Origin of the sequence: Halobacterium litoreum (assembly GCF_021233415.1) — an archaeon.
Taxonomy (GTDB): Archaea; Halobacteriota; Halobacteria; order Halobacteriales; family Halobacteriaceae; genus Halobacterium; species Halobacterium litoreum.
Map to the genome: position 1 here is coordinate 1,515,469 of NZ_CP089466.1, position 21,796 is coordinate 1,537,264.

The 21,796-nt window shown below is 65.6% G+C and carries 20 protein-coding genes and 1 pseudogene; 5 read left to right on the forward strand and 16 right to left on the reverse strand.

Annotation, left to right across the window (positions count from 1 at the left end):
- Position 1 precedes the first annotated feature (1 nt).
- The 5 genes from LT972_RS08285 to LT972_RS08305 form a co-directional block, all read right to left on the reverse strand.
- Complete coding sequence (locus LT972_RS08285) at positions 2-961, reverse strand: hypothetical protein (RefSeq protein WP_232569364.1); 960 nt, start codon at positions 959-961, stop codon at positions 2-4.
- A gap of 74 nt (positions 962-1,035) precedes the next feature.
- Complete coding sequence (locus LT972_RS08290) at positions 1,036-1,662, reverse strand: ArsR/SmtB family transcription factor (protein ID WP_232569366.1); 627 nt, start codon at positions 1,660-1,662, stop codon at positions 1,036-1,038.
- A gap of 68 nt (positions 1,663-1,730) precedes the next feature.
- Positions 1,731-2,240, reverse strand: coding sequence for a winged helix-turn-helix transcriptional regulator (locus LT972_RS08295; RefSeq protein WP_232569368.1), 510 nt, complete (start codon positions 2,238-2,240; stop codon positions 1,731-1,733).
- Positions 2,237-2,533 carry a DUF7471 family protein gene (locus LT972_RS08300; protein WP_232569369.1) on the reverse strand — a complete coding sequence of 99 codons (297 nt, stop codon included), beginning with the start codon at positions 2,531-2,533 and terminating at the stop codon, positions 2,237-2,239. The genes LT972_RS08295 and LT972_RS08300 overlap by 4 nt, the downstream gene beginning before the upstream one ends.
- A 115-nt stretch (positions 2,534-2,648) precedes the next feature.
- Positions 2,649-4,301 carry an NADH-quinone oxidoreductase subunit D gene (locus LT972_RS08305; protein ID WP_232569371.1) on the reverse strand — a complete coding sequence of 551 codons (1,653 nt, stop codon included), beginning with the start codon at positions 4,299-4,301 and terminating at the stop codon, positions 2,649-2,651.
- Between the two features lie 91 nt (positions 4,302-4,392).
- On the opposite strand from LT972_RS08305, the gene LT972_RS08310 reads away from it, so the two are divergent.
- On the forward strand, positions 4,393-5,067 hold the full coding sequence (locus tag LT972_RS08310) for a helix-turn-helix domain-containing protein (protein WP_232569373.1): 675 nt from the start codon (positions 4,393-4,395) through the stop codon (positions 5,065-5,067).
- Here LT972_RS08310 and LT972_RS08315 read toward each other — a convergent pair.
- Positions 5,057-6,271: a trans-sulfuration enzyme family protein gene (locus LT972_RS08315; protein ID WP_232569374.1), complete on the reverse strand. Its 1,215-nt coding sequence runs from the start codon at positions 6,269-6,271 to the stop codon at positions 5,057-5,059. The two genes, LT972_RS08310 and LT972_RS08315, sit on opposite strands and share 11 nt — an antisense overlap.
- Positions 6,272-6,412: 141 nt before the next feature.
- Here LT972_RS08315 and LT972_RS08320 point away from each other — a divergent pair, with 141 nt between their 5' ends.
- Positions 6,413-6,814 (forward strand): CBS domain-containing protein, encoded by a 402-nt coding sequence (locus LT972_RS08320; protein WP_232569376.1) that lies wholly within the window; start codon positions 6,413-6,415, stop codon positions 6,812-6,814.
- A gap of 67 nt (positions 6,815-6,881) precedes the next feature.
- Complete coding sequence (locus tag LT972_RS08325) at positions 6,882-7,847, forward strand: hypothetical protein (protein WP_232569378.1); 966 nt, start codon at positions 6,882-6,884, stop codon at positions 7,845-7,847.
- On the opposite strand, the gene LT972_RS08330 is transcribed toward LT972_RS08325, so the two are convergent.
- Complete coding sequence (locus LT972_RS08330) at positions 7,838-8,005, reverse strand: hypothetical protein (protein WP_232569379.1); 168 nt, start codon at positions 8,003-8,005, stop codon at positions 7,838-7,840. The two genes, LT972_RS08325 and LT972_RS08330, sit on opposite strands and share 10 nt — an antisense overlap.
- Between LT972_RS08330 and LT972_RS08335 the strand changes: the two genes are divergently transcribed.
- Together LT972_RS08335 and LT972_RS08340 are read left to right on the forward strand one after the other, a co-directional pair.
- Complete coding sequence (locus LT972_RS08335; protein ID WP_232569381.1) at positions 7,992-8,945, forward strand: lysylphosphatidylglycerol synthase transmembrane domain-containing protein; 954 nt, start codon at positions 7,992-7,994, stop codon at positions 8,943-8,945. The two genes, LT972_RS08330 and LT972_RS08335, sit on opposite strands and share 14 nt — an antisense overlap.
- Positions 8,946-9,011: 66 nt before the next feature.
- Positions 9,012-9,737 (forward strand): class I SAM-dependent DNA methyltransferase, encoded by a 726-nt coding sequence (locus tag LT972_RS08340; protein ID WP_232569383.1) that lies wholly within the window; start codon positions 9,012-9,014, stop codon positions 9,735-9,737.
- A 2-nt stretch (positions 9,738-9,739) separates the two neighbouring features.
- On the opposite strand, the gene LT972_RS08345 is transcribed toward LT972_RS08340, so the two are convergent.
- The 9 genes and pseudogenes from LT972_RS08345 to LT972_RS14950 all read right to left on the reverse strand — a co-directional run.
- Complete coding sequence (locus LT972_RS08345; RefSeq protein WP_232569385.1) at positions 9,740-10,054, reverse strand: hypothetical protein; 315 nt, start codon at positions 10,052-10,054, stop codon at positions 9,740-9,742.
- Positions 10,055-10,127: 73 nt separating this feature from the next.
- A complete protein-coding gene (locus LT972_RS08350; RefSeq protein ID WP_232569387.1) occupies positions 10,128-10,910 on the reverse strand; it encodes a hypothetical protein in 783 nt (260 codons plus the stop codon).
- Positions 10,911-11,061: 151 nt separating this feature from the next.
- Positions 11,062-11,421, reverse strand: a complete 360-nt coding sequence (locus tag LT972_RS08355) for a DsrE family protein (protein WP_232569388.1) — start codon at positions 11,419-11,421, stop codon at positions 11,062-11,064.
- Between the two features lie 141 nt (positions 11,422-11,562).
- Positions 11,563-12,906 carry a hypothetical protein gene (locus LT972_RS08360; protein ID WP_232569389.1) on the reverse strand — a complete coding sequence of 448 codons (1,344 nt, stop codon included), beginning with the start codon at positions 12,904-12,906 and terminating at the stop codon, positions 11,563-11,565.
- Positions 12,899-14,470, reverse strand: a complete 1,572-nt coding sequence (locus tag LT972_RS08365) for an AAA family ATPase (protein WP_232569391.1) — start codon at positions 14,468-14,470, stop codon at positions 12,899-12,901. The genes LT972_RS08360 and LT972_RS08365 overlap by 8 nt, the downstream gene beginning before the upstream one ends.
- A gap of 521 nt (positions 14,471-14,991) precedes the next feature.
- The gene (locus tag LT972_RS08370) at positions 14,992-17,844 is read right to left on the reverse strand and encodes a UvrD-helicase domain-containing protein (RefSeq protein WP_232569393.1); all 2,853 of its coding nucleotides are present in this window, start codon (positions 17,842-17,844) and stop codon (positions 14,992-14,994) included.
- Positions 17,837-20,428, reverse strand: coding sequence for a PD-(D/E)XK nuclease family protein (locus tag LT972_RS08375; protein WP_232569395.1), 2,592 nt, complete (start codon positions 20,426-20,428; stop codon positions 17,837-17,839). Before LT972_RS08375 ends, LT972_RS08370 begins: the two co-directional genes overlap by 8 nt.
- Before the next feature lie 271 nt (positions 20,429-20,699).
- Positions 20,700-21,056 carry a HalOD1 output domain-containing protein gene (locus tag LT972_RS08380; protein ID WP_232569398.1) on the reverse strand — a complete coding sequence of 119 codons (357 nt, stop codon included), beginning with the start codon at positions 21,054-21,056 and terminating at the stop codon, positions 20,700-20,702.
- A pseudogene (locus LT972_RS14950) lies at positions 21,053-21,361 on the reverse strand (DUF7344 domain-containing protein); the annotation flags it as partial. The pseudogene LT972_RS14950 and the gene LT972_RS08380, both read right to left, overlap by 4 nt.
- Positions 21,362-21,796: the final 435 nt, after the last annotated feature.

The window sequence follows — 21,796 nt, forward strand, 5'->3', positions numbered from 1 at the left end:
CTCACTCGGGGCACGCCAGCAGCGTCGACACCGTCGCCGCGTCGACCGTCCCGTCCTCGCCGACCGTCGCCGCGGTCGTGCGCTGATTGCAGTCGAAGGACGACGCCGCCACCGTCTCGGTCGCCGCGTCCCCGGACTCGACGACGGTCGCGGACAGCGCGTAGTCGGCCGGCTCCGGAATCGACACCGACGCCGAGGCGCCGGGTTCGAGCGCGTAGACGCCGTCGAACGGGTACTGGCCGTCTCGCTCGACGAGCAAGCGCACGGTCCACGTCTCGTCGGTCGGATTCTCGGCGACGAGCGCGTGCGGAGCCGGCTCGTCGGGCTCCGGTTCGGTGGTCGCCGTCGGGCCACCGACCGTCGCCGTCGTCGCGTCCCCGGCGGGAACGTGTTCGGTAACGACGCCCGGGCACGCCATCAGCGTGGACGCCGTCTGTGCGGTGAGGTCGCCGTTCCGGAGCGCGAACGACGTGCGCTGGACGTTACAGGTGAACGCGTCCGGGCCGAGCGCGACGGACTCGCTGGCGTTCCGCTCGGGGAGTTCGCAGGTCGCGTCGAAGCGCGCGAGGTCGGTCAGCGAGACGCGGACCGCGGCGCCGGGCGCGAGCGCGAACGCCCGGTCGAACGACGCTTCGCCGTCGCGTTCGACGGCGAGCGAGGCGACCAGTTCGCCGTCGCCGCGGTTCGGTACCACGAGCAGGTGTTCGCGCCGACTGCCCGCGTCGGCGAGCGACCCGTCACCGACCGCGAACGACACCGTCTCGCCGGCCGCGACGCGCGTTCGCTCGGTTTCCGGCGACGCCTCGTTCGCGTCGCCGTCTGTCGTCTCGGTGCGCGTCGTCTCGTCGGACGTCGGCCCGCGAGTCGTCGAGTCGTCGGCGCTCGGCGCGCGCGACGCACAGCCCGCGGCGAGTGTGGAGAGGGCGATACCGGCGGTTCCCAGAAACGCTCTGCGTTCCATACCACGACTACAGCGAGGGACACCATCCCCGTATCCCAGATTCAAAGACGCGTTTGAATCTGGTAGCCCGTCGGTCACCGACTCGGCGGCGCGTAGCGGTACTGCCAGAACGCGAACGCGCCCGCGATGACGAACAGGCCGGTGGCGAAGACGGCGCCGCCCGGACCAGTGGCGTAGGCGGCGACGGCGTCGAGGAGCGAGGGGTCGGTTGGCTGGACGGGTGCGTCGCGGGGCGCCGCTATCGGCGTCGGCGACGGCGACGACTGCGAGAGCGCCCGGAAGTGGACGACGAGGCTGGCGAGCGCGACGAACACGACGCCGGAGAGCGCGCGACGGAGCGCCCGCGACACCGACGGGCGGGCGCGCTCGGCGCCCGCGAACAGGACGAGCGAGCCGTTCGCCGGCGCGTACACGTCCATCTCGCGGCCCTGCTCGGAGTACCACGTCTCCACGACTTCGATGAGGCCGGCGTCCCGGAGGCGTTCGAGGTGGTAACTGACGTTCTGCACGGACGAGTCGACGGCGTCGGCGACGTCCGAGGCGGTCTGAGGGTCGTCGTAGAGCGAGACGAGAATCGAGCGCGCGGTCTCGGAGGATGCCACGCGGAACACGTCGTCGGCGGCCGCGTCGTCGAACGCGACCAGTTCCGGGTCGAGGTCGCGGTCGTCGACGGACGGCTTCAGCGGCAGGAGCGTCGACATACCGACTCGTTTCTCGCAGGGGGACTTAGGCACGGCCGACACTCAAAGGCGCCTTTGAATCCCGCGAGTCAGTCCAGTAGCGAGTCCACGAGGCGCTCGAAGCGGTCGACGAAGCGCTCGGGCGCGGACGGCCGGACCGCTTCGAGGACGGCCACCGTCTCGTCGGGGCGAGTCAGCGCGAGCGTCACGCGGTTCCGCGAGTCGCGGCGCTTCTCCACGACCCCGCAGTCTTCGAGGTTCGAGACGTGGTGTTCGAGCGTGCTGCGCGCGACGCCGACGCTCTCGGCGACGTCGCCCGGCGACGACGGGCCGTTCTCTAGCAGACTGACGAGCACGTCGCGGGCCGTCTCGCGGCGGGCGAGCGCGAGCGCGCCGCGCTCCCACTCGTCGGTCTCCGGCGGGAAGTAGTGAGTGCGCCCGTAGAAGCCGTCGGCGTCGAGGGCGTCCTCGTCGCGGAGGCGCCGGACGTGGTGTTGGACTTGGCCGGCGGCGAGGTCCAACTCCCGGACGAGCGCGTTGAAGTGGACGCCCGGGTTCGCGTCGACGTGGTCGCGGATGTCTTCGCGCACGTCGGTCATCGCGTTCCACCTCCGGCGGCGTCCGCGGAGCGCGCGTAGTACACCGCCGCGACGACGAGCGCCGCCATCACCACGTCCAGCGAGTGCTCGACGAGGTGGTGGCTGTCGAGCGCGACGGCGCCCGCGAGGCTCGCGCCCGCGACGACGGTGCGCGCGAGCAGCGCGCCGAGCGCGAGCGCGACCAGCAGGTGAGAGCGGGAGCGCCGCCGCAGGAACACGGCGAGCGCCGCGCCCGTGAGCAGGGCGGCAGCGACGCCGGCGAGCGCGAGCGCCCCCACGAGAGGGAGACTCATGCCCGTGGCCTGTGCGTGCGCGATGGGTATCACGGCTCCCCCTAGCGCCCGAAGCGTGCTAAGCGCTCGGGTTCGCGTCACGACCCGCCGTGTGGTCGCGCTGAGCGCGTCCTGACTACCGGTCGACGTCGCCCATGATGGTGTCGAGGCTGCCGAGCGTGGCGATGAGGTCGGGGACGTAGCCGCCCTCGGTCATCTCGTGGAGCGCCGAGAGGTTCGAGAACGACGGGCCGCGAATCTTGAACCGCGCCGGCTTCTCGGTGCCGTCGGCGCGGATGTAGATGCCGAGTTCGCCCTTCGCGGACTCGACGGCGCGGTAGAGTTCGGTGTCGGCCTCGGGCTTGAGGGTGCGGGGGACGTTGGCCTGAATCTCGCGGTCCTCTTCGGGCCAGTCCTCGAGCAGGTCGACGCACTGCTCGACGATTTTCGCGGATTCCGCGACCTCCTGGAGGCGGACGAGCAGGCGCGTGAAGTTGTCGCCCTCGTCCTGAGTGACGACGCTCCAGTCGAGTTCGTCGTAGTAGCCGTAGGGGTCGTCGCGGCGCAGGTCGTAATCTACGCCCGACCCGCGGGCCGATGGGCCGGTAACGCCGTAGTCCTTGGCGACGTCGGGGTCGAGGTAGCCGGTGTCGACGGTGCGCGCCTGGATGATTTCGTTCTCCGTGAGGAGGTTCCGGTACTCGTGGAGGCGCTCGGGCACCTCGTCGACGAAGTCACGGACGTCCTCGAAGAACTCCGCGCGGGGCTCGGGGACGTCCCAGACGACGCCGCCGAGGCGGAAGTAGTTGAACATCAGCCGCTGGCCCGTGAGGTCTTCGAGGAGGTCTTGGACCTTCTCGCGGTCGGTGATGGCGTACATGAACGTCGCGGTGAAGTCGCCGATGATGTCGAGGGCGTACGCGCCGACGGCGAGCAGGTGCGCGAGGATGCGGGAGAGTTCGCCGCTCATCGTGCGCAGGACTTGGGCGTACTCGGGGACCTCGATGTCCGCGAGGTCCTCGGCGACGCGGGCGTACGCCCACTCGTTCAGGAGGCCCGCGCCCGACCAGTCCCAGCGGTCGGGGTACGGCATAATCTGGTAGCGATACGTGCCCTGCTGGCACATCTGCTCCTCGCAGCGGTGGATGTAGCCGATGTCGGGGTCCACGTCCGCGACGACTTCGCCGTCCAGCACGACTTCGAGGTGGAGGACGCCGTGCGTGGCGGGGTGGTGGGGACCGATGTTGAGGAGCATCGTGTCCGTGTCGTCGGGGTTCTGGTGGCCTTCGAGGGGGTTGGCGTGCTCCTCGAACGTGACAATCTGGGGCTTGTCCTGGTTGTAGTCCCGGCCGAGCGGGTGGCCCTGCCACGTCTCCGGGAGCAGAATCCGGCGGTGGTCGGGGTGGTCGTCGTAGTGAATCCCGACGAGGTCGTAGGCCTCGCGCTCGTGCCAGTTCGCGCCCGAAAAGACCGGCGCCCCGCTCTCCGAGACGGGGTCATCGCGGCTGGTCGGGACGACGACGCTGACCTCCTCGGTCGGGTCGTCGTACTGCCGGAGGTGGTAGATGCTCTCGAAGCGGTCCTCGTACTCCTGGGCGGTGACGCAGGCGAGGTGGTCGAAGCCGGCGTCCTCGCGGAGCGCGGAGAGGGCGTCCTGCACGTCGTCGGCGCGGACGACAGCGGCGGGCGCGTTCTCGTGGTCGTCCCAGTCGACGGCGTGCGGTTCGAGGGCGTCGAGGACGGAATCCGGCGCGTCGGCGACTCGCTCGTCGTGGCGTTGGAGCGGCATTCGTAGGGGGACTGTTTCGGCGCCACCGCCCAACAGATTCTGCCTCACAGGTGAAGGGGAATTAAGTAGTCGGGCGGGCGAGTCGGCGCCGATGAAACACGTCCGCGTGACCGTGGCGTTCCCGCCGGCCTACCGCCACCCGATGCACCAGTTCGCGGTGGAGCGCGACGACGTCTCGGACTACCGCATCGTGGAGTGGTATCCGGTGGGGGACGGCTCGACGACGCTCCTCCTCCAGTTCTCGGGGGACGCCGACGCCTACCGGGAGCGCATCGCGACCGTCGACTCGGTGGAGGCCCACCACGTCGCCGACGGCCCCGGCGACTCGGTGTTCGTGTACGCGAAGGACACGCAGGCCGACGCGAGCGGGCAGGCGGCGACGGACTTCTTCGTGCCCGGCATCGCGGTGGTCCCGCCCGTGGCGTTCAACGACGACGGCACGGTGACAGCCGCGCTCGTCGGCCCCGGGGAGGACGTGCAGGCGGGGCTCTCCGCGCTCCCCGACGAGATGGACGTGACCGTCGAGTCGGTGACGGCGTACCGCGGTCACGCCACCGGCCTGGGCGCGTCGCTGACGGACGCCCAACTGGAGGCCGTCGCCGCCGCCGTCGAGTGTGGCTACTACGAACCGACGCGCTCGGGGAGCGTGGCCGAGGTCGGCGAGAAACTGGGGTGTTCGGGGAGCGCGGCGGCCGAGCGACTGCGGCGCGCGGAAGCCGGCGTGATGGCGGCCGTCGCGGAGCGCGCGGGCGGCGTCAGTGACTGACCGACTGGCCGCGCATCGCCGCGAAGCCGCGTTCGAGGTCCTCGACGAGGTCCTCGGGGTGTTCGATGCCGACGGACATCCGAACCAGCGTGTCCGTGATGCCGTGGGCCTCGCGTTCCGCCTTCGGAATCGGCTCGTGAGTCATCCCAGCGGGGAGTTCCACGAGGCTCTCGACGCCGCCGACGCTCACCGCGAGCGCGAACTCCTCTAGGGCCTCGAGGAAGCGCTTGGCGTCGTCGAACTCGCCCGCGAGTTCGAAGGAGAGGATGCCGCCGTAGCCCGACGTCTGCTCCCGTGCGAGTTCGTGCTGGGGGTGGGACTCCAGTCCGGGGTAGTGGACCGCCTCCACGAGGTCGTGGTCTTCGAGGTACTCGGCGATGGCGAGCGCGTTCGCCTCGTGGTCGCGCATCCGCGAGGCGAGCGTCTTCGTGCCCCGGAGGACGAGGTAGGCGTCGAAGGGGGCGAGCACGTTCCCGAGGCCGACCTGCTGGAGGAACTGGAGTTCCTCGGCGAGTTCGTCGTCGTCCGTGACGAGCGCGCCGCCAACCGAGTCGCTGTGGCCGTTGAGGTACTTCGTGGTGGAGTGGGCGACCACGTCGGCGCCGAGCTCGAGGGGGTTCTGGAAGTACGGGCTGAGGAAGGTGTTGTCGACGCCGAGGCGGGCGTCCGCGTCGTCGGCGATGTCCGCGATGGCGGCGACGTCACAGAGCTTGATGAGGGGGTTCGTCGGCGTCTCCATCCAGACGAGCGTGGTCTCCGGGCGCACCGCGTCGGCGACGTTGTCCGGGTCGGTGGCGTCCACGAACGAGACGTCGACGTCGAGGCGGTCGCGGAACAGCGTCTCGAACATCCGGCGCGTGCCGGCGTAGAGGTCGTCGAACGCGACGACGTGGTCGCCGGGTTCGACGGAGGCCATCGCGACGGTTGCGATGGCGGCGGTGCCCGACCCGAACGCGAAGCCGTGGTCGCCGCCCTCCAGTGCGGCGAGGCGTCGTTCCAGCGCGAAGCGTGTCGGATTGTTTAGACGAGAGTAGAGGAAGTCGCCTTCAGCGGGGTCGACGTCCTCCAGGCTCATCTCCGGGTCGAGGCCGGGAAGTGCGAACGTCGACGCGAGGTGAATCGGCGATACCACGTCGCCGCGATGCGTTTCTCCGGGGTCTTCGCCGTGGCCGACGGCGAGCGTCTCCAGTCGGCGGTCGTCCATACCGGAGGGTCGGCAGTCGTCGTGAAGTACCTTTCGCAGATGTGATAATTATCCTCGCCGCGGAGATTATCGCGGCGAATATTGCGGGCGTCTCGGGCGGCCCGGACAACGCTTATCACCCGTCCGGAGACACGTGTAGACATGGACGATATTTTCGTCGGCCAACTGATGTCGGACGACGTCTACACCGCCACGAAGGACACCCTCGTCGAGGACGCCGCCGAGACGATGCTCAGCGAGGGCATCGGCTCCCTCGTCGTCGTGGACGACGACGGCCACCTCGAAGGCATCCTCACCACCACCGACTTCGTCGACATCGTCGCGAAGAGCAAGCCGAAGGCACAGACGACGGTCGAACGCTACATGACCACGGACGTCATCACCGCCGGCGCGCAGGACTCCATCCGCGACGTGGCGGACGCCATGATAGAACACGGCTTCCACCACATGCCGGTCGTGGACGACGACACCGTCATCGGCGTCGTCACCACGAAAGACCTCACCTCCTACATCTCCACGGTCCAGACGCCGAGTCCGGCCTAATTCGGGGCGTTCTCGCGGCCCGAAGCGATTCTCACAGATTTATGAGTGTCGTCGCTCATCCACACGTATGAGTCAACTCCGCCGAACGATCGAGGAGTTCCGCGCGAACTGGCGGGACCCCTCGTTCTGGCGCGAGGGACCCGAGTTCCTCTGGCGCAACGTCCTCACGCGCCCGCTCCGGCGAGCGCGGTGGGCGTACAAGCGCCGCGGGGACGTCGAGCAGTTCACCGTCGCGGAGGCCGACTGGGACAACTGCATCGTCCTCGACGCCTGCCGCTTCGACACCTTCGAGTCGGTCGCCGACCCCGACTGGGACCTCGAACCGCGGCTCGCGTCCGGGTCGGACACGGGCGACTTCCTCGCCGCGAACTACCCGCCCGAAGTCGAGGAAGACGACCTCGTGTACGTGAACGCGAACCCCCGCGTCGCCAAGGAACCGACCGGGGAGTTCACCGACATCGTCCACGTCTGGAAGGACCGCTGGAACGACGAGTACGACACCGTCCTCCCTGAGGACGCCAAGGCCGCGGCGCTCGACGCGGCCGAGGAGTACCCCCACAAGCGCCTGCTCGTCCACATGGTCCAGCCCCACATCCCGTACATCGGGCCGACCGCCGACGACCTCCCGAGTGGCGCGTCCATCCAGTCGATGCGTCCGGACGCCGAGATGGACGAGTCCAAGCCCTACGCCGCCGTGAAGGAGGGGCTCGTGGAACCGGAGACGATTCGGCGCGCGTACCGCGAGTCACTCGAACTCGCGATGGAACACGTCGAGGAACTGGTCGAAGCGCTCGACGGAAAGACCGTCGTCACCGCCGACCACGGCGACCTGCTCGGCGAGCGCGACGGCCGCGTCGTCGGCGAGTTCTCCGAGTGGGGCCACCCCGAGAACACGCCCGTCGACCCGCTCGTGAAGGTGCCGTGGGCGGTGGTGCCGTACGACGAACGGAAAGACATTCGAGCCGGCAGCCTCAGAGACACCAATCAGACCGACCCCAACCGTGAACAGCTCGAAGCCCTCGGCTACACGTAGCCCGACAGCGCCGACGCGTCGCCGCCCGACCGCCGGGCGTGTCTCACGTCCCCAGTCTCGACCACGCCACGCCTCATGGTGAGCGCGAAACGCCTCTGGTCGACGGCCGTCGGGTTCGCCGCCGCCGGCGTCGTGTTCGCGGCGATGTTCTGGTTCATCGGCGTGCAGGACATCCTCGACGCGCTCTCGCGCGCGGACCTCTCGCTGGTGGGCGTCGTCGCCGCGCTCATGCTCGGGTGGATTGTCGTGCAGGGACTCGCGCTCTGGGTGGTGTGGCAGAGCCTCGACATCCGCGTGTCGAGTTGGGCGGCCGTCCTCGTGTTCGCGGGCGCCGCGTTCGCGAACAACATCACGCCGTTCGGACAGGCGGGCGGCGAACCGGTCGCCGCGCTCCTCACCACGGACGTCTCGGACGCCGACTACGAGACCGCGCTCGCCGCCATCGCCGGCGCGGACGCGCTGAACTTCGTGCCGTCCACGAGCCTCGCGCTCGTCGGGAGCGCGACGTACGCCGTCCTCAGCGCCGTCAGTCCGCGCCTCCGCTCGGTCGTCGGCGTGGTCGCCGTCTTCGGCGTCACCATCTCGGTCCTCGCGCTCGCGATATGGTACAAGCGGAGCGCGGTGAAAGCGACCGTCGTCCGCCTCGCGACGCCGCCGCTGCGCGCCGGCGCGAAGTTCCTCCCGCGCATCCCCGTCCCGTCCCCGGAACGCATCGAACAGGGGTTCCAGCAGTTCTTCGCGTCCATCGAACGCATCGCGACCGACCGGCGCAACCTCGCCGCCGCGCTCGCGCTGTCGACGCTCGGCCTCGCGCTGCAGGCGACCGCGATGTGGATGACGTTCCAGGCGCTCGGCTCCGCGATTCCCTTCTACGTCCCCTTCTTCGTCATCCCGGTCGGCACGATGGCGGCGGTCGGCCCGACGCCCGGCGGCCTCGGCAGCATCGAGTCGGTTCACGTCCTCCTCCTCACGTCGATGACCGGCGCCGCGCTCCCGACGGTGGCCGCGGCCGTCGTCATCCACAGCATCGGCGGGTTCTGGCTGACGATGACCGTCGGCGGCGGGTCGATGGCCGTCCTCCGGGCGAGCGCGCGCTGACCCGCGCCCGCCCCGGCGCCGAGTAATCCGTTCGTAACAATCACCGCCGGAGCGACTACCGCCCGTATGGCGGGGGTGGCATACTACGAGGACGACGACGTCGTCGAACAGTACGCGGCGTACGCCGACGACGGTCTCACGGACGCGGAACGCGACGTCGTCGACCGGTTCTTCGCCGAGCGACGCGGGCGCGTCCTCGACGTGGGGTGTGGCACCGGCCGCACCACCGGTCCGCTCGCCGACCGCGGATTCGACGTCGTCGGCGTCGACGCCAGCGCCCCGTTGCTCGACGTGGCGCGCGACAGCCACCCCGGCGTCCCCTTCGAGCGCGGGGACGCAACTGACCTCGACTTCGCCGAGGAGTCGTTCCGGTGCGTGCTGTTCGCGGGCCTCGGCATCGACGACGTCCGGCCGGCAGCCCGGCGCCTCCGAGCGATTCTCGAAGCCCACCGCGTCCTCGAACCCGGCGGCGTGTTCGCGTTCGACGCGAACAACCTCGCGAACCGCTTTCTCTTCGACCCGCTGTCACCGGACGGCTGGCGCGAGATGGCGCGGTTCGTCGCGCGGAACCGCCGGCGCGGGACGCTGACCTCGCGGTACGCGAGCGTGGCGTTCGCACACGGCGTCGACGTCACGCACGCCATCACACCGTGCGCCCAGCAGCGACAACTGCGGGACGCCGTCTTCGACGTGGCCGCGGTCGTGAAGTCCGTCGCCGACCGCCGTCCCGTCCACCTCGACCCGCGGCCGTACTACGTCGCTCGGAAGCCCGACGTCGAAGCGCGCCCGTGACCCTACAGGTCGGTCCGGATGTCGACGACCGTCTTCGCCGTCTCGAAGATGTCGTCCGCGTCGAGGAACGCCTCGACGGAGTCGAACTCCGCGGGCTCGGTCGGAATCTGGAACGCGAGTTCGTCGTCGTCCACGCCGCCCGTGATGCGCGCGAGCGACTGCGTACCGCCCGCCTGCACGTGGACGACGGCTTTCACCACGTCCCCGTCGACCTGTACGTGTTGAATCTCCAGCGGGCCGTCCTGGCCGCCGTCCGCGTAGTGAATCGTCGCTGGCACCGCGTCCATCCCCACGAGTTTCGCGCCGAGCGTCGCCATACCGGAACGACGACGGTACGCCCGGATAAACGACGCGGCCCGCGGCGGGGCAGAGGGGCACGGCCGCCCGTTCTCACGCGGTGGCGTTCACCGCGGCGTTCGCGTCCGCCACGACGCGAATGTACTCGATGCGCCCGATGGGGACGCTGCTCTCGCCGCGAGCCTGAACCTCCACGATGCCGTCGGCCTCCTCGGCGAGGTAGTCACTCGGCGTGAACGTGAACGTCCCCTCGAAGTAGTTGCTGGTCACCGAGACGTCGCGGTACCGAATCTGTTCGTCCTCCCCGACCAGTTCGACGTTGGTCGGCGGGTCGTCCTCGTCGAGGTAGACGGACGCCGTCGGGTCTTCGGTCCACCCGTAGAACGTTACCGTGATTTCCTCGTTCGGCGCGACGCGGTCGGGCACGCCGCGCAGGTAGGTCGCCTGCGAGACGCGAGTGAGGCGGTGGGTTTCGGACTGGAGGTCGCCGGTGCGCGCGACCACGTCGAACGTCCGCTCGACGTCGCCGCCGAGGACGTTCCAGAGGCGCTCGCGACTCAGCGTGACCGTCGTCGTGCCGCTGCTCCCGGTGACGGTGGTGGTGAGGAGCGCGTCGTCGAACAGCACGTCGTCCTCGACGATTTCGATTCGGTGCGTGCCAGCGCCGAGGTCCGTGTACGCGATTTCGAGTTCGAGGGGCTGGCCGCCCTCGGCGATTTCCTCGACCGGTTCGTCGGTCTGCGGCGTGGTGATTTCGAGGTCGAGACCAGCGCGCTCGGCGGGCGCGCTGTCGGCGACCCCCGCCGTCGCCGCGGGGACGGCCAGCGCGACGGCGACGGCCACGGCCGCGACGGACGCGGTGCGGATTCGTGCCATATGCTAGCAAACGCCACGATTCGGTTTAGATATGCGCGGCGTATCGACGCCCGGGAGAACCGCCGCGAGGCAGTAAGGTCGTCCGAGATTCGGGAAACCTCAGCGGACCACTCGACAACCCGAGTCTACCGGCCGGGCGCGCCGGCCTACCTCAGGGGAGCCGCAAGTAGTTGCGGCCATCCTGCTGGGCGCGCACCACCTCGGCCACCCCGGAGTTCACCAGCGCCACCCCGTCCACGAGGTCCTCGCGAGCGTACTCGAATCGCTCCAGGGAGTTCGCGCACGCGCCGATTGTCACGCCCGCACGCAGCATCTGTGCCACCTTCTCGGACTCCGCTGACGACGCCAGCAGGAATCGCACGGCCGGCCCGTTCACCACCACCTTCACTCGCTCCGGCGGCATCGACACCGACTCCTCTCGGACCAGATTCACGAGATTCCGCACCGCCATCTGCCACTCGCTCGCCTCCCCGGTCGTGACGTGAACCACGATACCTCCCGAACTGGTCATGTCGTCGGCCACTTGCGAGCGACAGAGGATAACGCTACGGGTGGACGCAACTCGGCGCGTCGCCGCGCAGCGCCCGGACGCCCGTTCTCACTCGGCGACCGTCTCCTCGACAATCTCGATGAATCGAGTTGACGAAATCGCTTACAGTATCTCTCGGATTACGGACTGGAGTTCCTGATCTAACTCCGACGCTTGGAGAATCCGAATCGACTGCTGGTCGGAAGGTGGCGTTGTCGCTGTTTCCTCCAAGTCCTGAATGACCAGGACACCGTTTCTCCCCGACCCGAACACGTCTGGTTCTTCGAACACCAAGTCGCCGTCGTCACGGAGAAATGCCAAGTACTCCAACGTCTCTTTCACACCCGTTCGTATCGTCTCCGGCCGAGTGGAGTGCTTGACTTCTGTAATCAAATATTCCGTTCGCTCACCCCGATCGATTTCGAGTACGATGACGTCCGGGCGTCCCGTAGCAGTTCGGAACTCGACGTTCTGGAAGTAATTGTTCGAAACTCGCCTCGCCTCACGCTGTATTTTCTCTGTTCTGGACAACGTATCGGCGTCCTTCTCCTCGACGTCCGACACGAACGAGAGCGAGCGATCTCGCGCCGAACTGTCGTGGTAAAGCACGAGTTCTTCGCCGGCATCGTTTTCGAGGCGCGCGACCTCCTGTGATCCGCTTCGAATCGTTCGGAGCGTGAATTCGTCTCCAGAGATGTCCTCGATGGCGTCGATGTAGCGAAACAGAACGTACAACTCGAAAAGGGTCTCGTCGTCGTCCGGTGTGATCGCAGTCTTCTCTAGCAGTTCCCGAACTGCGTGTGACTCACCGTTCAACGTCTCTCGGTACAGTACGAGTAAGCGACTCGCCTCCCGATAAATCGCCTGTCGTGACTCTGACGCCCTCTCAATCATCCGATCTGTCGGCTCGTACGACTCCGGCGAACGAATCCGTCGAACGTGGACATTTCGTTCGAACAACTGTTCCATCGAATCGACGAGTTCGGCGTTTTCGTGCCACCGGTCCGTGACCCACTCGTACTCTCGCTCGAAGTACTCCCGACACTCTCCCAGCGTTCGATAGAGAACCGAGAGCAGTTTCTTCAGAACGACGTTCTCGTCGATATCGTAGTTCTCCGACCGATGCTCACAGACGAACAGCGATCGGTCACTCGGGTTTCTCGTGTGTCGCCGTTGGACAGTTTTCCCCCAATCGATTCGGCCGTCGACAGTTCCACGCGAGACCGAAGCGACGTTCTTCGTCTGTGTCTTCACACTACGGATCCGGGATGGGAGTTTCTCGACAAAGTCGACGACATCGGGGCGAAGAATGAAATGCAGGCGAACCAGAGATTCGAAGTCGTCGAAACGTTCGTCGAGACCCCGTGGCTTGATCTCTGCTGCGAGATGCTCCTCCGGGATACGGCCGTGCATGACGTAGGTCAGTACGTCGGACGTCAGCGAATCGAGGAGGTCTTCCCTATTCATCGAGGTCCACTCGAAGCATATCGTCCGCAAACTGTCGGAGTCGGTGGGTTTCTATCGACGGGATTGCCGCGATTTCAGAAGCAATCTGTTCCCTTCCACGAACACCCTCTAACTGAGGGAAGACGTAACTGGCTACTGCTCGCGTGATTGCCTGGTCGAGGTTAGCGCTGCTGTTCGAAACGTGTGAAAGTAAGTCCTTGACGATTGCCGGGCCGACTTTCCGATGGTCGACAGAACTGTTCGTCACGTACCAGACATCTCCGGCAGCGTCCAGCGTATCTGGACTGGTCTCTAAGCCCCACACATTCTGGTACTTTTCGAGTAGCGCTCGACGTTCGCGGTCCTTTTCTGGGACAGTAGGTGCATCGACGTGGATGAACGCGAATCGCCGCATGAAGGCGTAAGACATCTCGTAGAGTGACGTCTTGTCGTAACTGTTCATCGTCGCCAGCAGACGCCAAGACGAAGGTACGACGTACTGGTGTGTCTGGAGTGGCCAAGTCCCACCCTCGCTCGCAGGTGTGACTTCGACTGACTTGCCATCGCGAGTGAACGGCAACTGGATCGATTGACCAGACAACATCGTGAACAGTTGTCCGAACGACTTGTCGATATCAGACCGGTTTATTTCGTCGATGACGAGCACGTCGTTCCGCTGCTCTTCCTGTCGTTTGAAGCAACGGAGGACCTGCCCAGGCCGGAAGCTGAGTTCGTCTCCACCGTCTACTTCAGGCATATATCCACCGACGGTGTCGAACGTCGACCAGTCAGCCGTAGCAGTTGTCGTACTCCAGCCAGTGTACACCTCGGGATACGACTCGGCCAGATACTGAGCGATTCGCTGTGCGATTTCGGTCTTCCCGGTCCCTGGTGGGCCGGTGAAGATTACGTTCTTCCCGGCGTTCAGAGCCGATTCTGCCTGATCAAGCAGGTCTGTTTTCGTAGTGTCTCCTGATTCCGGGAAGTAGAGCCCATCGAGTATTGAATTCGGGAGGGCGACATCTGGCTGTGTGTCGAGTTCGATATCGGCGGCACGACTCCGGCCAGATTCCTCTACACTATGTTCTTCTCCACCGTACACCAGATCTGCGACTGAACCGTACCGACCACGAATCCCACCGACGCCCATCTCGTTGAGTGGAGAGAAGCCCATCGGGTAGTCGATGTCGTAGCCAGCGAGTTCGTGGATCTCACTCGAATCAACATCAATCTCCACTGGTTCGTCGAGATAAATCACGCACAGCCACGGTGCGTCCTCCTCGTGGTTCGGCCAAATGTCTCGGCCGAGAGCCTCGTTTTGCTCTGTCTCTATGACTTCGGCAGCGTGGGTGTACGATCCGTCACGGTAGAAAAACAGGAAGTCACCCTCCTCGACACTCGACCAGGAACCCGATACCGTCTCTTTCGTTCCCCACATTCGAACGTTGTCCTTCCCAGATCCGAATGAGGAGTGCGCGGCGACCGTCTCACCGGGGATGCCATCGATGACTGTTCGCTGAAAGTTTTCGTACGCAGCGTCGTTCCCGTACGGTGCTCTGAAGACGTTGGGGCCGTCGTACGTCATCTTTCCCCCCGAGTTTCGGTATCAGCATGGTCCACAGCGCGCCCACTATTTTGTCCTTGATTACTTGACCGAGGACGGGAGGACGGACCGGTGTGAACTATCGACGTCATCCCGACGCGGTTTGTCCGGCCTGTGGCTCGTCGGTTTGGTACGCCGTGAAGCGAGAGCCGACGTGCTGGAAACCGGTCGTAATCTGTCTGGCTAACGACCAGTGTGCTTGGGAGACGACTCTCGCACCGATTCGACGGAGTGAGGCCCCACGCCCGGATACCGCGTACTCGTGTGCCGAGGAGCGAATCGTTACGCGCCTCGAATAGTCGACAACCGACTCTAGAGGCCGACACAGAATCCGACTGTGTCGCCGATGAGGAACGAGAGTTCTGGTAGGGAGTAGAACCGAGTGTCGCTTGACTCATCGTGAATGCCGTACAGCGGGAGCGTCACGCTATTGAAACTAGGGGGAACGGAACTGGAAACTATCGACCGCCAGACCGCTGGCGGGCACTCGGCCCGGCGGGCCGTCAGTCGTCGGTCGCGACGCCGCGAACGACCTCGGCCAGCGCCTCCCGAGACATCGGTTCGACCGCTCGGAGCGAGCCGTCTTCGGTGTAGAGTATCCGGGCGGACACGTCCCGGTCCGGGTAGACGGCGTCGACGACGTGGTAGTAGACGCTCACTTGTTTCCGGTACTCGGGTTCGCCGTGTCGGCCACGGTCGGTCTTGTAGTCGACGACCACCGCCTCGTCGTCGGTGACGTGAACCAAGTCGACGACGCCCGAAATCGACACGTCGTCGCCGTCGACGGTGAGCGGAAGGCGTGCGTCCACCTCGACCGACAGTTCGCCGTCGAGGCCGTCGAGGAACGCCGCGACGTGCCGTTGGTCGTCGTTCGACGGCGTCACGTCCTCACCGTCGGCGTACGCTTCCGCGAAGTCGTGGACTTGGGTTCCGAACTCGGTGCCGCGTCCCGCGTCGACGTCCTCGAAGACGTCGTCTCGCATGAGCGTGTGCGGGTCGTAGCCGGTCGGGCCGTCCGCGTCGGGGAGCGTCACGGAGAACGTCGACTGACTCGTGTCTTCGGCGTCGACGAAATCCGGGTCGGGCTCCACTGTTTCGACGTCGACGGGGAGTTCCTCGATGAAGGTGTTGGGGCGGTCGCTGGCCGTGAAGACGACGTGGCTCTCGGCACGCGTGACGGCGACGTACAGGAGGCGGCGTTCCTCGTCGTAGTTCCGCTGGAGGCAGGCCTGCAGGATGTCGGTTCGCCAGTTGTCGTAGACGTGCGGGTAGTCGTACGCATCGGCGTCGTACACGTCGTGTTGGCGGAGGCCGACTGGCTCGTCGTAGGTGATGGTGCCGTCGCTGCCGCCACGCGGCGGGAACGCGCCCTGATTCATGTTCGCCAGCACGACGATGGGGTATTCGAGTCCCTTCGTCGCGTGGATGGTCTGGACGGTCACGGAGTCCGTGCCTTCGCCGGCGTGCACTTCGTGAGTGCTGCCCGCGTCGATGCTGTCTTCGACGAACCGAATGAGGTCGCCCCGAGTCAACGTAGTCGTGTCGTGGACGGACTGAACGGTCTGGAGGACGACGTCGGCGGTGGCGTCGTCGTAGCCGTAGTGGTCGAAGACGCGTTGCGCGACCCCAGCGAGGGTGTCCATGTCCGCCAGCGAGTCGCGGAACGCCGCCATGTCCTCTGGGTACGTCGCTTCGTCGAGGATGGTATCGACGGTGTCCAGCGTGTAGCCGGCGTCTTCGAGAACGACCGCCCAGCCGCGGTCAGAGTCGTCTTCGAGGATGCGGAGCCACGCGAGGAGGAGTTTCGCTTGGTCTGTTCGGAACAACTCGATGCCGCCCTCGTACGCCATCGGGAGGCCGTACTCGCGGGCGGTCGCGAGTAACTCACGCCCGAAGTCTCGCGTCCGCGTCACCACCGCGATGTCCCCGTACTCGGGCGTCCGAAGGTTCCCGTCGTCGTCCTCGACCTGATAGGCGTCGTTCCCGACGATAGATTGGACTTTCTCTAGAATCGCTTCCTCTTCGTCGGAGCTCTGGATGGCTTCGATTCGGGTGTGGTCGTGGTCGGTGGCCGCGTCGAGGGAAACGACGTTCTCGCGAACGCTGTCGGTATCGACGCTGTCGCGACTGGCCGCGGGCGTGAGGAGAGTCTCCTCGGAGAAGTCGAGAATCTGCTGGGTGGACCGATAGTTCTCGGTCAACTCGACGGTCTCCACTGGCTCGGTCGACCAGGTCACGCGCTCGTGGTCGCGATTCAAGCTGTCGGCGAACGCGTCGATGCGGTCGGCGAACTCGACGATGTTGTCGACGTCGGCGTACTGGAAGCTGTAGATGCTCTGCTTCCAGTCGCCGACCACGCAGAGATTGTTGGTGCCGGCGAGGAGTAACGCGAGCTCGAATTGAATCTCGCTGGTGTCCTGGAACTCGTCGATCATCACGTACTCGAAGTCGACTGCCTCACGGACGGTGTGATTCTCACAGAGGAGGACGAACGCGAACAACTGGAGGAAGCCGAAGGTGAGGTAGTTCCGGCGGAGCGCGAACGCCAAGTACTCGAAGTAGACGTCGTGGACGAACGCCTTCAGGTCGCTGCGGTCCGATTCGAAGGCAGTGTTCGCGACCACGCTGGGGACCTGTTTCCCGCTCCCCCGAAGGTCGCTGCGACTCGGGGCGTCCGGTCGGTACGTGCTGTTCTTGCCGTACTCGACGAGTTCCGCGCGGAGTTCGGACTGCTTGTTGCCGTCGTTTCGTGGTTCGTTTTGCGTCTCGAAGATGTCCTGAAAGGCGTCGAAGTCACCGTCGAGGTGTTCCTCGCCGTCGCGGTACCAGCCGTCTGCTTCGGGGAAGACGCCTTTCGCGGCGAGCTGGCGAATCAACTCCAGTAGCTCCACGGGGTCGTCGACGGCGCGCAGCGTGTCGTGGTACTCGGGGTGGGCGTCGGTGAACTGGTTGGCGAACTCTCGGAAGAGTGCTTCCTCGCCGACGTCGTTCTCGACGAGGCGAGTGGTGCCCGTGATGTGGTCGTCGAGCCCGAGGTGACGAGGGGCGTCGTGGCCGTGTTCTTCGAGGAGGTCGTGGCACAGCGAGTGGAACGTCTGGATGGGTGCGTCGGCGAGCGCGCGCATCCCGTAGTCGGAGTGGGAGACGATGCGGTCTTTCATCTCGCTGGCGGCGTTGTCGGTGAACGTCGCCAACAACACGTCGTCGGGCTCGACGCCGTCTTGGTCGACGATTCGGGCGTAGCGACGCGTGACGGTGAACGTCTTGCCCGTACCGGCGCCGGCGTCGACGCGATACAGACCGTCGATGTGGTCGATGAGATACTGCTGTTCGGGGTTCGGAGATGGCTCAGTCATGGTGGCCCTCCAGGAGGAGGTCGCGGTGGTCGACGCGGCGATAGCTCGGTTCACCTGCTGGTCCCTCGATGGGGAAGCGCTCCTCGCCCCTCCGGCGAGCGTTCAGCACGTCGAGTTGGGTCTCGACGAACGATTCGAACGCGTCGACGTCGCCCGCGAAAAAGTTCCGTCGGTGGATGCGGTCGAGCTGTCGGAGCAGTTGCTTACAGCCGTTCCTGACGTACTTGAAGTCGCCGACGGCATCCTCCATGATACTCGTGAGTTCGTCCGCGAACTCGCTCTCCAAGAGTTCGTTCTTGTCTCGGGTATTCGGGAAGTCCGTGGTGTCGAAGGCTTCGAAGTAGTCGTCGTAACTCGCTTTCGAGAGCGTCTTCCTGCCATCACCGCCCGCCTCGTCGGAGAGCCGGGCGTAGGCTTCCTGGGACTGTGCGAAGACCGGGAAGGAGTACGGGTAGTACGTGACCGTGGTGAGACACTCCTCGAGGTCGGACTCACCGGTGATGGCGTCGTCGAGGGTGGCGAGGAACTGGAACAGCGTGAAGTCGAGGCGTTCGCCGGGGTTCTCCGAGCGCCAGTGTGTGAGGTAGAGCAGCGCCTGGAAGTTCGGCGTGTCACTCAGGTCGTCGACGCTCGCGTTCCGCACGACCTTCGCGGGTCGGTTCCGCGAGCTTCGGCTCTTGTGGTCGACCAGCTCGTGTGGACCGGCGACGAGGTCGATCTTCCCCTCGATGTGGAGGTCGTGGTTCTCGAACCAGCGCTCCGTCGTCGGCGCGTCCGCGGGTCGACCGTACCGTTCCGCGAACGTGTTCTCACCCCAGTTGGACGTCGGTGAGAGGAACGTATCCGTCTCTGGCATCGTCTCGTCGAGGTACTCGACGACAGTCTCGACGCCGACGCGATACCGCGTGCGCCGTGTCGCCTCGTCGATTGAACTGGCGAGCGCGCCAGTTTCTTCGACCATGTGGTCGACGACGTCCGCGACGGTGTCGTCGTCCACGAACTCGGGGTGATTGACGTAGAACTCGGCGAAGTCGTGGAACAGCGTCCCCTCGCGGAATCGCTCTTGGTCGGGCGAGTCGAGGAGGCGGTCGAAGTAGTAGTCGCGAGGACTGTTGACGTAGGTGTTCAGACTGGACTGACTGACCGTCGCGATTTCTTCGGTGTTCTGGGAGCGACCGTCGGTCTCGAAGCCGGCCTTCTCGCTGGACGTTTGCCGGGTGTGCCGTTCGGAGTCGAGGTCACTGAATTGGTCGAAGTCCTCGTCGAGGAGTTCCTCGAAGTAGAGACACGGCGTGACCGGCGTCCCGCCCTCGGTGTCGGTCACGAGGTAGTGCCGGCTGGCGCCGCTCTGGAGGAGCAACTGGAAGTCGTCGATGGTTCGCGTGTACTGTGCGGTCTCGTCGACCCACGGGCGTTGTGGCGGGGTCTGGGTCCAGCTGTCGTCGAGTCCGAGGTGAAAAACGAGCGGGCGGTCGACGTACGCGGCGGCGGTCGCATCCGCGAGGAGGACGCCGTCGTTGTCCCGGTCGACTGGGACCTCGTACGCGTCGAGGTAGAAGGTGAGGTTATCGACGCTCCGTTCGGTGACTGGTTCGTCGTGGATACCGAGTTCTTCCAGTTCCTCCCGGAACGCGGTCAGTTCTTGGTCGGCTTCACGCTCGTAGACAGACAGTGCGTCGCCGAACGTTCCCTCGACGACCGTGTCAGCGAGGTCCCTGAGCCACGCGACAGCGTCTTCGGAGGTATCGCGGAAGCGTTTCTGGTCGTGTTCGACGCTCGGCGCGCGGTCGAAACGCGTGAGTAGCGGTCGAATGTCGCGAACGCGAGTGTCGGTGCCAGCGTGCGCGGTGCGGAGGAGTTGGATGAACGCGCGGTGGTCGGGGTCGTCAGTGAACCCGGGACCGCCGTAGAAGGGGATGTCGGCGGCTTCGAGTGCTGATTCGACGAGCGTGGAGTACTGGCTCTGCGCGTCCAGGACGACCGCGACCTCGTCTGCAGTAGTGGCGTCGATGTTGTCGACGACTGTGTCGACGATGTCGGTGGGAGAGTTGAAGATCTGGAACGGGGGATAGTCGAAGGTGTCGTCGACGAATGGGCTGTACGTGTCGTAGTCGTCGGGGAGAATCGAGCGTTCGAGGGCGGTGAGTTGGTCGATACCGACGACCGCGACCTCCTGACTGTCGTCGATTCGATAGTCGGTGAGTGCGCTTGAGGTAGTGTCGAGGTCCCGGATGTAGTCGACTGCTTCCCGCGTGGTGGCGTCCGCGTACGCTGGGTAGTCGAGGATACTCTCGATGCTGGCCTGGTGTTCCCAGCACTGGAGGATGTTCCCGATGGCGTACGCGCTGGCTTTCCAGCCGAGGTCGGTGTGCTCGACGAGTTCGAGGAAGGCGAGGCGGTCCTCGGCGGTCTCTTTTCGGCCGGCTGCGATGCGGCGTGGTGTAGTGGCGAAGGTTCCGAGGTGGGGGTGTTCGAGCCGACGGTTCAGGGCGCTCGCGAGTGGCGCGTCAGGGACGACGACGAGGTCGTAGTCGGCGACGTCGTCGTAGAGGTCGTCGATAGGTTTAGCGCGCTGAAATGACACGCCGGAGTCATCGACAGTCGAGAGTAAAAACACGTGGGTCGCGGGAAACGACGGGCAGCCGAGAGCCCACAAACGGTATCGGAAACACCGCGAGAAGTTGCAGTTCGAGGGGGAAGAAAGGTGTTCGCGGTGTTACGGATTCGAGAGGGAATCGCCCGGTTCGCGCTGGCGAGCACGATGGGCGGGCGAACGTACACACGACCTCGCGCGTCTCGCGTGCGTATCTCGGAACCGAATTCTCAGCGCGCAAAACCCCGGGGGTTCGCGAGCGTCAGGACTGGCTGGTGGCGTAGACTTGCACCCAGCCGTCGCTACTCACTGTCACGCGAAACTCCTCGTAGGTGAACTCGACGCTGCCCATCGCTTTCTCGGCCTGTTCGTGACTGTGCGATTTGAACAGGGCTTGCTCGATGCCCGCCACGTCGACCACCTCGTACAGTGGTGGGTGCTTGAGTTCCGTCGGGTCGATGTCGCGTGCCTCCGCGAGCGCGTACACGAGCGTAGTCGTCAAATCGCTGTCCTCAACCGGATTGTAATGGCGTTGTGCAACCTGCATCTGTGGAGTGATCGCCGACTCTTGGACGTTGTCGTCGCTGGCGCCGCCGTTGCTCTGTTCGTGTTCGGTCATTCCATGTCTCTCCGCGCGTGGTCTTCCTGGTAGGCGTCGAGGCTGGCGCCGATGCCTTCGAGCGCGGCTAAGACCTGCTCGGCGTTCGGACCGGCGACAATCGTTTCGGTATCCGCGTCGAACTCGATGATGTCGTCCGCGACGAGTTTCGGGATGTGGGCGTGGAACAGCGAGACGTAGACGCGGCTACGCTGGTCGTCGCTTACCTTGCTCTCGGAAATGTCGTGCTCCCACGCGGCCAGTTTCGTCGCCAGTTCGGTGAGCGTCCACTCGGTGGCTTCGAGCAGCGTGTAACAGAGGTACCGGCGTCGGGGGTGGCCAACGCCTCGAACACGTAATCGGTTTCCAGGAGACCGGTCGAGAAGGTTGGACCGGCGCCACTGTGTGTGGACTCAGGGTTCGCCTGCCGGTCGCCGTCGCCAGAATCCTCGGTCATGCCAATGACTGTCACCGCCGCCGGATAAGTGTTAGCTTCACTGTAGGACGGTGGTGGTGATTCCGTGTCAACGTGGTACCTACGAGACCGGATGAGTGGCTATTTGAGGGGAATCTGGTCGCCGAACCTCGGCGTGATTGTGGTACTGAACCGGGGACGTTCGTGTGCTGACTGAGCGCGGTGCGTTTTGAATTAGTGGCCTTATCACACCCCGAAGGGAGAACCGAACGGCCCCTCCGGTTCTCCCTCTGAGTGCGACGAGGGGCGCAACGACCGAACGGGAGGCCGCGACCCTCGTCGCGGG